Source organism: Streptomyces sp. NPDC018026 (assembly GCF_044327745.1).
GTDB classification, from domain to species: Bacteria; Actinomycetota; Actinomycetes; order Streptomycetales; family Streptomycetaceae; genus Streptomyces; species Streptomyces rubrogriseus.
The window spans coordinates 244,171-257,911 of the sequence record NZ_JBIRFY010000012.1; the positions used below are offsets into that span (position 1 = coordinate 244,171).

Annotated in this window: 13 protein-coding genes; 3 read left to right on the forward strand and 10 right to left on the reverse strand. The window is 73.3% G+C overall.

Translation table 11 applies throughout. The features are described from left to right. Positions 1-142 precede the first annotated feature (142 nt). Positions 143-1,921: a BTAD domain-containing putative transcriptional regulator gene (locus ACH4D3_RS31260; protein WP_398329002.1), complete on the forward strand. Its 1,779-nt coding sequence runs from the start codon at positions 143-145 to the stop codon at positions 1,919-1,921. 61 nt (positions 1,922-1,982) lie between these two features. Here the strand turns inward: ACH4D3_RS31260 and ACH4D3_RS31265 are convergent, their stop codons facing one another. The 7 genes from ACH4D3_RS31265 to ACH4D3_RS31295 form a co-directional block, all read right to left on the reverse strand. After that, positions 1,983-2,198 carry an MbtH family protein gene (locus tag ACH4D3_RS31265; protein ID WP_398329005.1) on the reverse strand — a complete coding sequence of 72 codons (216 nt, stop codon included), beginning with the start codon at positions 2,196-2,198 and terminating at the stop codon, positions 1,983-1,985. 122 nt (positions 2,199-2,320) lie between these two features. Then, on the reverse strand, positions 2,321-3,496 hold the full coding sequence (locus tag ACH4D3_RS31270) for an alpha/beta hydrolase family protein (protein WP_398329008.1): 1,176 nt from the start codon (positions 3,494-3,496) through the stop codon (positions 2,321-2,323). Between the two features lie 203 nt (positions 3,497-3,699). Beyond that, positions 3,700-4,137, reverse strand: a complete 438-nt coding sequence (locus ACH4D3_RS31275) for a hypothetical protein (RefSeq protein ID WP_398329011.1) — start codon at positions 4,135-4,137, stop codon at positions 3,700-3,702. Positions 4,138-4,228: 91 nt separating this feature from the next. Continuing rightward, positions 4,229-5,083, reverse strand: a complete 855-nt coding sequence (locus tag ACH4D3_RS31280) for a prephenate dehydrogenase (RefSeq protein WP_398329014.1) — start codon at positions 5,081-5,083, stop codon at positions 4,229-4,231. A gap of 59 nt (positions 5,084-5,142) precedes the next feature. After that, positions 5,143-5,598, reverse strand: coding sequence for a phospholipase (locus ACH4D3_RS31285; protein WP_398329017.1), 456 nt, complete (start codon positions 5,596-5,598; stop codon positions 5,143-5,145). Between the two features lie 154 nt (positions 5,599-5,752). Next, entirely contained in the window at positions 5,753-6,547 is a 795-nt protein-coding gene (locus ACH4D3_RS31290) for an ABC transporter permease subunit (protein ID WP_398329020.1), read from the reverse strand. 6 nt (positions 6,548-6,553) lie between these two features. Continuing rightward, positions 6,554-7,507: an ABC transporter ATP-binding protein gene (locus ACH4D3_RS31295; RefSeq protein WP_398329023.1), complete on the reverse strand. Its 954-nt coding sequence runs from the start codon at positions 7,505-7,507 to the stop codon at positions 6,554-6,556. 136 nt (positions 7,508-7,643) lie between these two features. Here ACH4D3_RS31295 and ACH4D3_RS31300 point away from each other — a divergent pair, with 136 nt between their 5' ends. Together ACH4D3_RS31300 and absA2 are read left to right on the forward strand one after the other, a co-directional pair. Further along, positions 7,644-9,386: a sensor histidine kinase gene (locus ACH4D3_RS31300; protein WP_398329026.1), complete on the forward strand. Its 1,743-nt coding sequence runs from the start codon at positions 7,644-7,646 to the stop codon at positions 9,384-9,386. An 18-nt stretch (positions 9,387-9,404) separates the two neighbouring features. Continuing rightward, entirely contained in the window at positions 9,405-10,073 is a 669-nt protein-coding gene (gene absA2, locus ACH4D3_RS31305; protein WP_398329029.1) for a two component system response regulator, read from the forward strand. On the opposite strand, the gene ACH4D3_RS31310 is transcribed toward absA2, so the two are convergent. From ACH4D3_RS31310 to hppD, 3 genes are read right to left on the reverse strand one after another with little or no spacing between them, the layout of a single operon-like run. Next, positions 10,063-11,394 carry a PLP-dependent aminotransferase family protein gene (locus tag ACH4D3_RS31310; protein ID WP_398329032.1) on the reverse strand — a complete coding sequence of 444 codons (1,332 nt, stop codon included), beginning with the start codon at positions 11,392-11,394 and terminating at the stop codon, positions 10,063-10,065. The two genes, absA2 and ACH4D3_RS31310, sit on opposite strands and share 11 nt — an antisense overlap. Then, on the reverse strand, positions 11,391-12,596 hold the full coding sequence (locus ACH4D3_RS31315) for an alpha-hydroxy acid oxidase (protein WP_398329035.1): 1,206 nt from the start codon (positions 12,594-12,596) through the stop codon (positions 11,391-11,393). Before ACH4D3_RS31315 ends, ACH4D3_RS31310 begins: the two co-directional genes overlap by 4 nt. Next, the gene (gene hppD, locus ACH4D3_RS31320) at positions 12,593-13,669 is read right to left on the reverse strand and encodes a 4-hydroxyphenylpyruvate dioxygenase (protein ID WP_398329038.1); all 1,077 of its coding nucleotides are present in this window, start codon (positions 13,667-13,669) and stop codon (positions 12,593-12,595) included. The genes ACH4D3_RS31315 and hppD overlap by 4 nt, the downstream gene beginning before the upstream one ends. Between the last annotated feature and the right edge of the window lie 72 nt (positions 13,670-13,741).

Sequence of the window (13,741 nt, forward strand, 5' to 3'; positions counted from 1 at the left end):
GGTCATGGATCTTCGGCTGATAGAACCGATATACCAGAGAATCGGCAATGCGGAAGTCTCCCAAAAGGAAACCCCGGTCACCGGTCTCGAATTCGGAGTGCTCGGGCCACTCGAAGTGCATATGAATGGCCGAGGTCTTACGGTGGGCGGTCCCCGGCAACGGGCCGTGCTCTCCGCACTGCTTCTCTCCGCTAATCAGGTCGTTTCTTTCGACTCCCTGATCGAGGAGGTCTGGAACGGCCGTCCGCCCAGTACCGCGCGCACCCAGGTGGCCATTTGCATTGCCACACTGCGCAAAATCTTCCGTACCGCGGGCTGGGAACAGGAAACCATCATCACGGCCACACCCGGCTACATGCTCAGCCTCGCCGGCCACTCACTCGACTCGCTCCGTTTCGAGCAACTGGTCGCCAGGGCCACCGAGCTGACGGCGGAGGACCGTCCGGCCCCGGCGGCCGAGGCGCTGCGCCGGGCTCTGGCCCTGTGGCGCGGCCCCGCCCTGGGCGGCGTCCACGCGCCCTTCGCCGAGACCGAGGCGGCCCGGCTGGACGAACAGCGCATGCTGGCCGTCGAACAGCACATGGCGCTGCGCCTCCAACTCGGCGAACACCAGTCGGTCCTGGGAGAACTCCAGGCACTGGTGGGTGCCTGCCCGCTGCGCGACCGGCTGCGCTACTACCTGATGCTCGCTCAGTACCGTTCGGGACGGCGGGCGGAGGCGCTCACGACATTCCGCGACGGAATGCGGCATTCCATCGAAGAGATCGGTCTTGAACTGGGCACCGACCTCCAGTCTCTGCACGACTCGATCCTGCGCGACGAATTCCCGCAGCTCGGCGTCCTGGGCATCGCGGCGGCGCGAAAGGACCGGCCGCAGACCGTTCCGACTCAGCTTCCGGAAAGCGACGCCTACTTCATCGGGCGTAGCCGGGAGCAGTGGTTGATGGATGATGTGCTGCTCGACGGATCGGCGCAGAATCCGCCCGCCATCGCCTACCTCACCGGAAGTCCCGGAATCGGAAAGACGAGCCTGGCGATCAACTGGGCGCACCGTGCGGCGCGCAGATTTCCCGACGGGCAGCTCTTCGCCGACCTGCGCGAGGGCGGCCCGCTGGAGGTGCTCCACCGGTTCCTGCGCCAGCTGGGGGACGAGGGTCCGCTGCCCGCCGAGCCCGCGGAGGCGGCGGAGCGGTACCGCGGACTGCTGGAGGGCAGGCGGGTCCTGATCGTGCTCGACCACGCCTCGTCCTACGCCCAGGTACGTCATCTGCTGCCCACGAGCGGCGGATGCTGCGTACTCATCACCGGCCGGGCCAACCTGGACGAGCTGATGCAGAAGTACCGCACCTTCCGGCTGCGGGTCGCGCCCCTGTCGGACGACGAGGCGCGGGAGACGCTGGCCGGCGTGCTGCGGGACTCACGGGCGCAGGACGTCCCCGAGGCGACCAGCAGGCTCGCCGCGCTGTGCGGGCACTCGCCGCTGGCGCTGCGGGCCGCCGCGGCCAGGCTGCTCACCAAGACGCACTGGCGCGTGCTCGACCTGGTCTCCCGGCTGGAACGCTCGGGCGACCGGCTGGCGGCCCTCAGCATCGGGGAGGACTCGCTGCGCGCCCGGCTGGACCGCAGCATGCGGGAGCTGGACCCCAGGGTGGCCTTCGCCTACCGGGAGCTGAGCCGCCTGGGCGACGCGGACTTCGACGCGGAGCAGGCGGCCCAGGTGCTCGGCACGGACCTGCTGGAGGCCGAGGACCTGATCGAGACCCTGGTCGACGCGCAGCTGCTGGAGGCGGTCGGGCGCAGCCGCTGGGGCGGGATGCGCTTCCAGTGGCAGGAGCTGGTGCGGCTGCACGCGTCCCACTGGCTGACGGCCACGGGGTCCCTGGAGACCGCGGCCCCGGTCGCCGTGGCCCTCACCGACTGAGCCCGGAGACGGCGACGGCCCGTACGCCCCCTTGCGGGGACGTACGGGCCGTCGGGTCCGGTCAGTTGCCGGTGCTCATCGCCTCCACGAGGCTCCTGGGCCGCATGTCGGTCCAGTTCTTCTCCACGTACTCCAGGCACGCCTCCCGGTCGGACTCGCCGAGGGCGACCGTCCACCCGGCGGGCACGTCCACGAAGGACGGCCACAGCGAGTGCTGCCCCTCCTCATTGACCAGCACGAGATAGCGGCCGTCTGCGTCTTCGAACGGATTGGTCACGTCGCATTCCTTCCGGGAGCGTCGGGCTGGAGACTCTGCGCGGGTCGCGGACCCTGCCGACCCCGGTCAAGGTACTGAGGCCGTCTTTCCTTCCGATATCGATCCGTTTTCCCGCCGTCCGCTCAGCGTCCGTGGGTGCGGACCTCCGGGTCCTGCCGGGCGGCGGTGCCGAGGCGGGGGCCGTAGCGCCGCAGTCGTTCGTCGAGGAAGGCCACCACCAGTTCCCTGGTGATGCGCGCGGCGTCGGCCGCGCCCAGCGTGACCTCCTCGCCCGCCGTGCCGGTGCGTTCGAGGAGCCGGGCGTAGTCGGTGAAGGACAGGTGCCCGGCGCCCCGGACCGACAGCCAGCGGCGCGGTCCCGACAGGTCCCGCCAGGCCCGCCGCCAGCTGGGGTCGGCGCCGGGCCGGCCGTGCTCACCCGCGCCGAGCAGCAGGAACGGCCGGTCCACCCGGCTCCGGCCGCCGGTGTGGACGGTGCCGTCGAGGTTGGCCGCGGCGGCGAAGCCGGCGTCGGTGCGCAGTGCCTCGAAGGCGGCGGCGCCGCCCATCGAGTGGCCCACCACCGCGACCCTCGACGGGTCGAGCCGCGGCAGCCCCACAGCGCCCGGCGCCCGCAGCAGCCGCTCGCGTACGAAGCGGAGGTCCGCGGCGCGGGTGGCCGCGACCCGGGCGCCCTGCGGGTGCCGCCGGCAGGCCAGGCAGCCGGTCACCCGGCCGTCGGGGTGGCTGACGGCCGGGGCCTCGTAGGCGTGGTCGACCGCGGCGACGGCGTACCCGCGGCTCGCCAGTTCCTCGGCGAGCCCGGTCAGCGAGGAGCGGGGCAGCGCGAAGCCCGGTGAGAGCAGCACGAGGGGCAGCCCGCGGGCGGGCGCGGGCAGCGGCGGCGGGGCCGTGCGCGCGTGGACGCGGATACGGGCGAGCAGGTCGGCGGGCACGCCCTCGACCCGGTGGAAGCGCAGGATCAGCGCCGACTCCCGGGCCGTGACGTACGAGGCGCGCGGCGCCCGCGAGGGCAGCGCCGGATACCAGAGCGAGAGGGCCAGCTCGCGGTACCGGCCGGGGTTCCAGGGGTCGCGCCGGGAGGTGTCGCGCAGGTGCGCGGTGCGCACGCCGACCGGCAGGGCGCCGGTCGGCTCGGGCAGGGCGGACGCGGTCCAGGCGGTGTCGGCGGCCGGCACGGCCCGCGCGGCGGCCGTGCCGGGGGCGCCCGCGCCGAAGGGCACGAGGGCCAGCAGCAGGGCCGCCACCAGGGCGGCACACAGGCGGGCCGGACGACCGGCTCCCCTCGGGTTCGGCATCAGCGCTCACTTCGTCGGAAGCAGGAACACCGATCACGCTAGGAGCGCGAAACACGAGGTGGAAGCGGCAACGGCGGTTTCATCACCTTGGTCGTCACAAGTGGATGCGATCGCCGTGGGCCGGCCGGTGAAGCGCCTGGACCTCCGTCGTCCGCCGGGCACGCCGACCCGGTCCTTTCGACAGGGCCGGGCGTGCGGGACCGTCACATGAAGACCATCGTGAGGTGGGTGTCCGCGACGCCGGTGACGTCCTTGGGGCCGTACTCCGAGTCGGTCGGGTCGTAGTCGAACTCGACGTAGGGCTCGTCGGTGAAGTGCGGGCAGGCCAGGGTGCTGGTGCTGGAGTCGGGTCCGGACGCCGTCTCCCAGTCGATCCACCAGCCCACGCAGCCGGAGTCCCCTCCGTTGAAGGGGCCGCCGGGCTTGAGGTCCTCGACATGGCCGGTCACCCGTACCTCGCCGTCCTCGACGCAGACGGTGATCTCGCCGCGGCCGAAGTCCTCGGTCTCGCTGTCCGTGACACAGCCGGAGGCCGCGGGCCCGGCGGCCCCGGCGGGCGCGGCGGAGGCGGCCGTCGTCGGGAGCAGGGCGAGCGCGCCGATCGCGGCGGTGAGCGCCGTGGCGCGCAGGATTCCACGCATGGTCGTGTCCTTTCCATAGGTGGGGCGGGATGACGGTGGGGCGGGACGGTGGTGCCGGATGACGCTGGTGGCGCGGGTCCTGTGGGGCGGCTCAGGACGAGGGCGGGTGCGGCTCCCGGATGCGGGCGCGTCCGGCCACGCCGAAGCGCAGGGTCTCCCGCAGCCGGACCGGGCCGTCGGTGTCCCCGGACCGGGCGGCGTCCCTCAGTTCGCGGGCCATCGCCTGTGCCTCGGCCGCCCAGCCGTCCAACTGGTCGGCGACCGGACCGGCGTTGGCGGTCAGGATGCGGGCCCAGCGTTCCGGGTTGGCGTCCGCGGTCCTGGTGACGTCCCGCAGGTCCTGGCCGGCGAGCCGTACGGCCGACTCGTCGCCGCCGAGCAGCCGCGCGGCGACCAGGCTCGCGACCAGGTGCGGGGCGTGCGAGACGAGGGCCACGGCGCGGTCGTGGGTCTCGGGGTCCAGCAGCACCGAGACCGCCCCGCACAGCGCGACCAGTTCCAGCGCGCAGTTCAGGGCGAGGTTCCCGGTGGCCTCGGTGGGCGTGAGGGCCCAGGGCCGGCCGTCGAAGAGGTCGGCGCGGGCCTGGACCGGGCCGCTGCCGGCGACCACCGGGGCGCCGCCGACCAGGGAGGTCAGGTCGCAGCCGTGCGCCCTGACCTCCCGGTGCAGACGCACCTTGACGCCGGAGACGTCGGTGTAGCAGCGGGCCGTGCCGAGCTTCTGGTGCTCGGCGAGCACCGGCGCGACCCGGTCGGGCGGCACCGCGAGCACCGCGAGGTCGGCCTGCCGCGGCGGCGCCGCCGCGAAACCGGCCCCGCAGCGCTCGCCCGCCAGCGCCGCCTCGGGGTCGGCGTCGGTCAGGTACGTGGTCACGCCGTGGCGCCGCAGCGCGAGCCCGACGGAGCGGCCGATCACACCGGCGCCCACGATGACGACGCTGCGCATGCGTCTTCCCCTCCTCGGCCCGGGGCCCGCGCTGCTCTGCCCGGCTCGGCAGGCTCGGCTCAGCCGAAGATCTTGACGGCCTGGTAGTAGGTCCAGGCGGTGCTGTTGCAGGCCGTGTTCTTCTCGCCGGTGTAGGCGGTGCAGACGCGCTTCATGTCCTCGTAGAAGGCGCTGTCGATGCGGCTCTTGTTGGCGTCGAAGCTGCCCGCCGCCTTGTAGTTGCGGTAGCCGAAGTCGTGGCGCGCGCAGGCCGTGTCGAACGGGAAGCCGAACGGGTTGTCGGGCGCCTGGGTGCACAGGTCCGTGGACCAGTCGAACTCGTAGGCGGCCCAGGCGGACTGGTTCCGGTTGGCCGCGAGCCAGGCGTTCTGGCTGGTCGCGCTGGTCTGGGTGAAGGAGGCGAGTACCTCGGGCTTGTCCGCGGGGGCCGCCTGGGCGGGAGCGGCGGCCACGCCGAAGGCGAGCGCCGCACCGACGGCGGCGAGCGTGGTCCGGTTCCTGGTCGTGGTGCGCACGAGCGTCCTCCAAGGTGGGGGGCGGATATGGCTCCACCACCTTGGCGGGACCCGCTATGGGCCCCTTATCGCACCGGTATCGACGAAGGGGCCGCGCTCCGGCAGCCGGAGCACGGCCCCTTGCTCCCCCTGGGGAGCGCGGACGAGTGGTGGGTCAGGCGTCGCGGCGGCGCAGCACCGCGGTGCCGGCGGCATAGGCGGCCAGCGCCCACAGCAGCAGGACCAGCAGTGCGGTGCCGGCGCCGTAGGGGTCGCTGTCCTGGGTCATCAGGACGCTGCCGGCGACGCTCGGCATGTAGTCCGCGGCGGTCTCCAGCCACTTGGCGCCGACGACGCCCATCAGCTGGGGCAGTGCGAGCAGGATCATGATGAGGGTCGTGATGGTGCCCGCGGCGCTGCGCAGGACGGTGCCGAGCCCGATGGCCATGACGGCGAGGAGGGCGAGGTAGGCCCCGGCGCCGAGCGCGGTGCCGAGCAGCTGGCCGCTGCTGTAGTCGCCGTAGTCGCCCATCAGGGGCGCGGCCACCAGGGTGCCCAGCAGGCTGAAGACGAAGCCCGCGGCGACCACGACGGCGGCGACGACCAGGGTCTTGGAGCGCAGCATCCGGCCGCGCCTGGGCACGCTCTGCAGCGTGGTGCGGATCGAGCCGCTGGAGTACTCGCTGGTGAGGACGAGGGTGGCGAGCACCACGATGGTCAGCTGGGAGATGAGGAAGGCCTGCGAGGCGTGGTGCGGGGCGGGCATCGTGACGTCGACGCCCTTCTTCGCGCTGGCGTCGGCGGAGGCGCCGACCATGGCGGCGAAGCCAACGGTGAGCAGCAGGCCGACGGCCAGGTTCCACCAGGTGGCCCGCACACTCCAGAACTTGGTCCACTCGAACGCGACGGCGCCCTTGAAGCCGCCGCCCTTCGCGGGACCCACGAGCTTGGGGACGGTTGTAGTAGTCATATCCAGTTACGCCTTCTGGTGGTCCGGGACTTCGGTGACCTGGGAGAGCGCGGGAGAGCCGTACTCCACGCTGGCGGCGGTGAGTTCCATGTACGCCTGTTCCAGGCTGGCCTTGCGCATGCTGAGTTCGTGGATCGGAACGCGGTGGTGGAAGGCGAGGTCGCCGATCTCCTCCAGGGTTCCGCCGACGACGAGGAGTTCGTCGGGCGCGGAGTCCACGTTCGGCTCGATGCGCAGCCCGAACTCCAGCAGCTCCCGCCTGAGCACGTCGGGCTGCGGGGTCCGCACCCGTACCGCGGTCAGCGAGCTGCCCGCGATGACCTCCTCGATCGGCGCGTCGGCGATGATCTTTCCGCGGCCGATGACCAGGAGGTGGTCGGCGGTCTCCTGCATCTCGCTCATCAGGTGACTGGAGACGAAGATCGTCCTGCCCTCCGCCGCGAGGGAACGCATCAGCTCGCGGACCCAGCGCACACCGTCCGGGTCCAGTCCGTTGACCGGCTCGTCGAAGAGCAGCACCTTGGGGTCGCCCAGCAGGGCGGCGGCGATCCCCAGCCGCTGGCCCATGCCGAGGGAGAAGGAGCCGATGCGCTTGTTCGCCACCTCGGACAGGCCCACGGTCTGAAGGACCTCGCCGACCCGGGACGCCGGGATTCCGTTGCTGCGGGCCAGGCCGAGCAGGTGGTGGCGGGCCGAACGGCCGGGGTGGCCCGCGCGGGCGTCGAGCAGCGCACCGACCTCCCGCAACGGGTGCCGCAGCTCCTCGTAACGCTTGCCGCCCACCAGGGCCCGCCCCGAGGTGGGCGCGTCCAGACCGACGATCATGCGCATCGTCGTCGACTTTCCCGCGCCGTTCGGGCCCAGGAATCCGGTGACCTTTCCCGGATTGATCTCGAACGAGAGGTCCGAGACGGCCGTCTTGTCGCCGTACCGCTTGGTCAGTCGGTCCAAAGTGATCATCGCCTGGTGGCTCCTTCCAAAGTCACGTCCTCAACGCTAGGGAGGGGCAGGGGCCCGAAACATCTGGCGATCGGCAACGACCACAGTCGACTTTCGGCAGATCCGGCGGCCGGGGCCGCTCTTGTAGCGTGCTGGAATGCACCGATGGCAGGCCGTGCGCCGACGAATCGAATCGCTTGTCCGGGTCCTCGGCTCCGAGCGCCCGTTCACCCGGCGCGCCGATCTCGTGCTGCTGCTCGCGCTGCTCGTGCCCTCCGCGTTCGCCACCGGGACGCTCGGGACCGCGCCGGTCGCCTGGCTGACCGCCTGTCTGCTCATCGCGGCCGCGGTCGTGGTGCAGCGCACCGCGCCGCTGCTGTCCCTGCTGCTCGCGGCGCTGCTCACGCTGTTCTATCCGTGGTTCGGGGCGAACCTGTGGCCGGCGATGGCGACGGTGGTGCTGAGCTGCCTGGCGGGCCGCAGACTGACCCGGCTGTGGCCCGCGCACCTGGTGTTCCTCTGTGTCGCCGTGGCCGGGCTCCTGCTGGTGGGCACCGTCGGCCAGGGCAAGGACTGGCTGAGCCTGCTGATGACCGAGTTCGTCGCCTGTGTGCTGCCCTGGTGGGCGGGCAACTGGTGGAGCCAGCGCACCGCGCTGACCCACGCCGGCTGGGAGCACGCCGAGCAACTGGAGTGGCGCCAGCGCTACGTCGCCGACCAGGCCAGGATGAAGGAGCGGGCCAGGATCGCGCAGGACATCCACGACTCCCTGGGCCACGAGCTGAGCGTGATGGCCCTGCTCGCCGGCGGCCTGGAGCTGGCCCCCGGGCTGTCGGAGCAGCACCGGGAGTCGGTGGGCCAGTTGCGGGAGCGGTGCACGATGGCCACCGAGCGGCTGCACGAGGTGATCGGGCTGCTGCGGGAGGACCCCGATCCGTCGCTGGTCCCCGCCGACGAGTCCGTCGCCCAGCTCGTGCGCCGTTTCCAGCGCTCCGGCACGCCGGTCCAGTTCCAGGAGGACGGGGCCCGGGACCGGCCCGGCACGCCGCTGCTGTCCGACCTCGCGGCCTACCGGGTGGTGCAGGAGGCGCTGACGAACGCGGCCAAGCACGCGCCGGGCGCGCCCATCGACGTACGGGTGACGCACACCGCGGACGAGACGGTGGTGTCGGTCGTCAACGAGCGGCCGGAGCACGGCGGAAGCGTTCCGGCGGCCGGGAGCGGGTCGGGGCTGATCGGCCTCGACGAGCGCGTCCGGCTCGCGGGCGGCACGCTGCGCACGGGCCCGCGGGCGGGCGGTTTCGAGGTGTACGCGCGACTGCCGCGCGGCGCCTCCTCGCCGTCGCGGTCCACCGAACCGCCGGGGCCGGGCGCTCCGGGGGCGGCCGGCGGGGGCGGCGCGGCCGGTGGCCCCGGCGACGGCACGGACGACGGCACGGTGCCCGGGGCCGCGACGGCCGGGCAGGAGGGGCGGGCCGTGGCCGACGCGGCGGACCTGCCCGCCCCCTCCGGGCCGTGGCGCAGCGCCTCCCGGGCCGCGCTGCTGCGCACCCGGGCCCGGATCAGGCGGGACGCCCGGCGGGCCGCGCTGATCCCGGCGGTGCTCGGCGCCGCCATCGTGGCGTTCCTCGGCGGGCTCTACGTCTTCACCTCGGCGACCACGTCCCTCGCCCCCGAGGACTACGCCCGGATCCGGGTGGGCGAGACCCGCGCCGATCTGGCGCCCGCGCTGCCGGAGCGCCGGATCAAGAAGCCGCCGCCGGTCACCTCCGAGCCGTCCGTCCCGGCCGGCACGACCTGCGAGTACTACCGGGCGAGCAGCGGCCTGCTCGACTTCGGCGGCGCCATGTACCGGCTGTGCTTCAAGGATGATGTCCTCATGGCCAAGGACACGCTCTGACCACCAGGGAAGGATCGGATGATTCGCGTACTGCTCGCCGACGACGAGACCATCATCAGGGCCGGGGTTCGCTCCATCCTGACGACCGAACCGGGCATCGAGGTGGTCGCCGAGGCGTCCGACGGGCGGGAGGCGGTCGAACTGGCCCGCAGGCACCGGCCCGACGTGGCCCTGCTCGACATCCGGATGCCGGAGATGGACGGCCTGACGGCCGCGGGTGAGATGCGCACCACCAACCCCGACACCGCGGTCGTCGTCCTCACCACCTTCGGCGAGGACCGGTACATCGAACGGGCCCTGGACCAGGGCGTGGCCGGGTTCCTGCTCAAGGCGTCCGACCCGCGGGACCTGATCTCCGGCGTACGGGCCGTGGCGTCCGGCGGCTCCTGCCTCTCCCCGCTGGTGGCGCGGCGGCTGATGACCGAGCTGCGCCGGGCCCCCTCCCCGCGCTCGGAGGTGTCGGGGGAGCGCACGACGCTGCTGACCAAGCGGGAGCAGGAGGTCCTCGGCATGCTGGGGGCCGGGCTGTCGAACGCGGAGATCGCGCAGCGGCTGCATCTGGTCGAGGGCACGATCAAGACGTATGTCAGCGCCATCTTCACCCAGTTGGAGGTCCGCAACCGGGTGCAGGCGGCGATCATCGCGTACGAGGCGGGACTGGTGAAGGACAGCGACCTCAACCGTTAGACAGCGCCCGGTCCTTGACGAAGCGGGCCAGCCGCGTCGCCCCCTCGGCGGCGCGGTCGGTGGTGAGGTAGCTGCACGAGAGGCGGATCTGCCGGTCGCCCGCGTCGTCCAGGTGGAAGTGGCGCATCGGCGTCCAGATGACGCCGTACTTCTCGGCGGAGACGTCCAGCGCGGCCTCGTCCGCCTCGAAGGGCACGTCGAGGGTCAGGAAGAACCCGCCGTCCGGGTCGTTCCACCGCACACCGTCCGACTCCGGGGAGCCGGGCGGCAGTTCGGCGGCGAGGGTCTCGCGCAGGCACCGCATCGTGGACTGGTAGTGGCGGGCGGAGGCCTCGTTGGCCGCCCGCAGTCCCCCGCCGTTCCGCAGCAGCAGTCCGGCGACCGCGGCCTGGCTCAGGGTGGGGGTGTTGACGGTGACCATGCTCTTGACCTTGGCCAGTTCGTGGGCGAGCAGGCCGGGCGGCCGCCCGTCCGCCCCGGCCACGAGCTGGTCGGCGACGACGAAGCCGACGCGGGCGCCCGGGAAGGCGGTCTTGGCGAAGGAACCGAGGTAGACGACGCGCCGTTCGGTGTCGAGGGACTTGAGGGTGGGGCGGCGCACCCGGCTGAACACCCCGTAAGGGTTGTCCTCCAGGAGGAGCAGGTCCAGCCGCGCGGCGGCGTCGAGCAGGGCGGTGCGGGCCTCGCGGCGCATGCTGACGCCGGTCGGGTTGGAGCAGTCGGGCACGACGTACAGGCACCTGGCGCGCCGGCCGCTCGCCTCGATCTCCCGGACGGTGCGTTCCAGCCCTTCCAGGCTCGGCCCGTCGGGGGTGCCGGGCACCGGCACGACGGGGATGTCCAGCAGGCCGGCCGCTCCGGTGATGCCGACGTAGGCGGGGCTGTCGACGAGGAGCACATCGTCCGGTCCGGTGAACAGGGCGCGCAGGGTGAGCAGGACGGCCTCCTGGCAGCCGACGGTCACCACCACGGAGGCGGGGTCGACCGTCACGTCCTCGTCCACCTCCAGCATGCGGGCGACGATGTCCCTGATCTGGCCGGCGGTCTCGCCGTACTGGTAGAGCGCGGTGCGCACGCGTTCCTCGGAGTGGCCGCGCTCGCGCAGGTGGTCGAGGTAGGTCTCGATGTACCCGGGGACGCGTGCGACGTCGAAGTCTCCCTCGTAGGGGCGTCCCGGGGCGAAGGAGATCGCCTGCGGGTAGCGGAGGGTCACCTCGTTGAGGAAGTTCATCGTGTCCAGCAGCGGGGCGGACAGGCTGGGGTGCAGGGCGGACCGCGCCAGGACGCCGTCCCGGTCCGTGCGCGCTGGGGTGGTGGTCATCCGTGGCTCCTGTCTCGGTGCGGCGCCGGGCGGGGCGCGGTGGGCGGGCCGTGGTGCGGCGGGGCCAGGGTGTCCGGACCGATCGTGCCGGTCGCGGCGTGGCCGGTGAGCACCATCGTGTCGGCGAAGTCCTCGGTCAGCAGGCCGAGCATCCGGCGCACGCCCGCGGCGCCGCCGACCGCCAGCGCGTACAGCGCGGGGCGCCCGACCAGGACGGCACGGGCGCCGAGGGCCAGGGCGGCCAGGACGTCGGCGCCGGTGCGGACGCCGCCGTCGAGGAGGACCGGGCAGCGGCCGCGCACGGCGGACACCACCTCGGGCAGCGCCTCCAGGGTGGCCGGTGCGCCGTCGAGTTGGCGGCCCCCGTGGTTGGAGACGACGACGCCCGCGACGCCCGCCGCGACCGCGGCCTCCGCGTCCGCCCCGGTCAGCACGCCCTTGGCCAGCACCGGGAGGCCGCTGGCCGCGCCCAGGCGGGCCACGAAGGACCAGTCCAGGCGGCGGTCGAAGGCGAGCCTGCTGTGCGCGCCGGGGCTCGCGCTGCCGGCCGCCGCCGTGCCGGTCAGGTTGGCCGGGGCGATGTGGGCGGGGACCGCGAAGCCGTTGCGCAGGTCGCGCAGCCGGCGGCCGGTGAACGGGGTGTCGACGGTGAGCACCAGCGCCTGGTAGCCGCTGTCGCGGGCCCTGCGGGCCAGGCCCAGGGTGGTCTCGTGGTCGCGGAAGCAGTACAGCTGGAGCCACAGCGGCGCGCTCGCGGCGCGGGCCACCTCTTCGAGGCTCCGGCTCGCGAAGGTGCTGACGACGAGCGGCAGTCCGAGCGCGCCCGCCGCCGCGGCGGTCGCCGGTTCGCCGTCGGGGTGGGCGAGTTCGTGGTAGGCCACCGGCGCGATGCCCACGGGCGCGGGCCACCGGGCGCCGAGCACCTCCACGGAGGTGTCCGGCTCCTCGATGCCGGGCAGTGCCCTGGGCCGCAGCCGTACGGCCCCGAAGACGGCCTCGTTGGCGGCCAGGGTCCGCTCCCGCCCCGCGCCGCCCGCGATGAAGTCCCAGGTCGCGGTCGGCAGTCGCCCCCGCGCGAGCCGCGCGAAGTCGTCGAGCGCGAGCGGCTCCCGCACCCGGCCGCCGTCGCCGCCCGCCGGGCTCCCGGCCGCCACCGGTGCCGGGCCTTCGGGGTCCGCCGGATGCCGGACGGCGGAGGTCATCGGCCGGCCACTTCCCGCTCCCGCTCGACGGCCTCGTACAGCGCCTTGATGTTGGAACTGCCGAAGCCGCGGGCGCCGTTGCGCTGGATGTACTCGTAGAAGAGGGTGCCGCGCGGGTAGGGCGAGCGGGTGAAGATCTGCAGCAGGTAGCCCCACTCGTCGCGGTCCGCGAGGACGTTGGTCTCGCGCAGGTCCTCGATGGCGTCGGCCATCGCGCCGACCCGCTCGGTGAGCAGGTCGTAGTAGGCGCCCGGGGTGCGCAGGAAGGCCACGCCGCGGTCGCCGAGCGAGCGGACCGAGCCGACGATGTCGTCCACCAGGAAGGCCAGGTGCTGGACGCCCGGCCCGTCGTGGGCGCTCAGGAACTGGTCGATCTGGCCCGGCACCCGGGTGTCGTCCGGCTCGATGAGCGTGAAGGTGATGCCGCCGCCGGCGTTGCGCACCACGATGGAGTCCATCGCCTGCTCGCCCACCTCGATGTACTCGGAGGAGTAGTAGGGCATGTCGAAGGCCGCCTCGTAGAACTCGGCGGTGCTCCGCAGCGTGCCGGACTCCAGGCAGACGGCCACGTGGTCGAGGAGGGGCCGCGGCCCCGTACGGCCCGTGGCGGCCGGGAGCAGCGCCCAGTCCCGGTCGGGCGGCAGCGGTCCCGCGCCGTTCCCGCCCGCCGCCGGGACCAGGGTGTGCCGGATGTCCCCGAAGCCGGAGACGGTGGCGAACCACGCGTCCTGGCCCGCCCGGTGGGAGGGCGTCGGGGCCTGCAGCGCCTCGGCACCGGCGAGGACCGCGCGGTCGAAGCAGGAGCGCACGTCCTCGCAGCCGAAGGCGAGGTCGGCGATGGAGTCGCCGTGCCGCTCCACGTACCGGGCGACCCGGGTGTCCGGCGCCAGCGCCTGGGTGACCACGAGCGTGACCTCACCGCTGCGCAGCACCGTGGACCGGCGGTCGTGGGTACCGGTGGCGGGGCCCGCCACCGCCAGGGGGACGAAGCCGAGGCTGTCGACGAGGAAGCCGGATGCCTCCCGGTCGTCCGCGACGTACAGCTCGGCGTACGCGATGTCACTGGGCGGCATGGCGGCTCTCCAATGAAGGAAGGGGAAATGAAGGGAGCACTGAGGGAGCGCCCGCCGGGAAGAGGAAAGGGG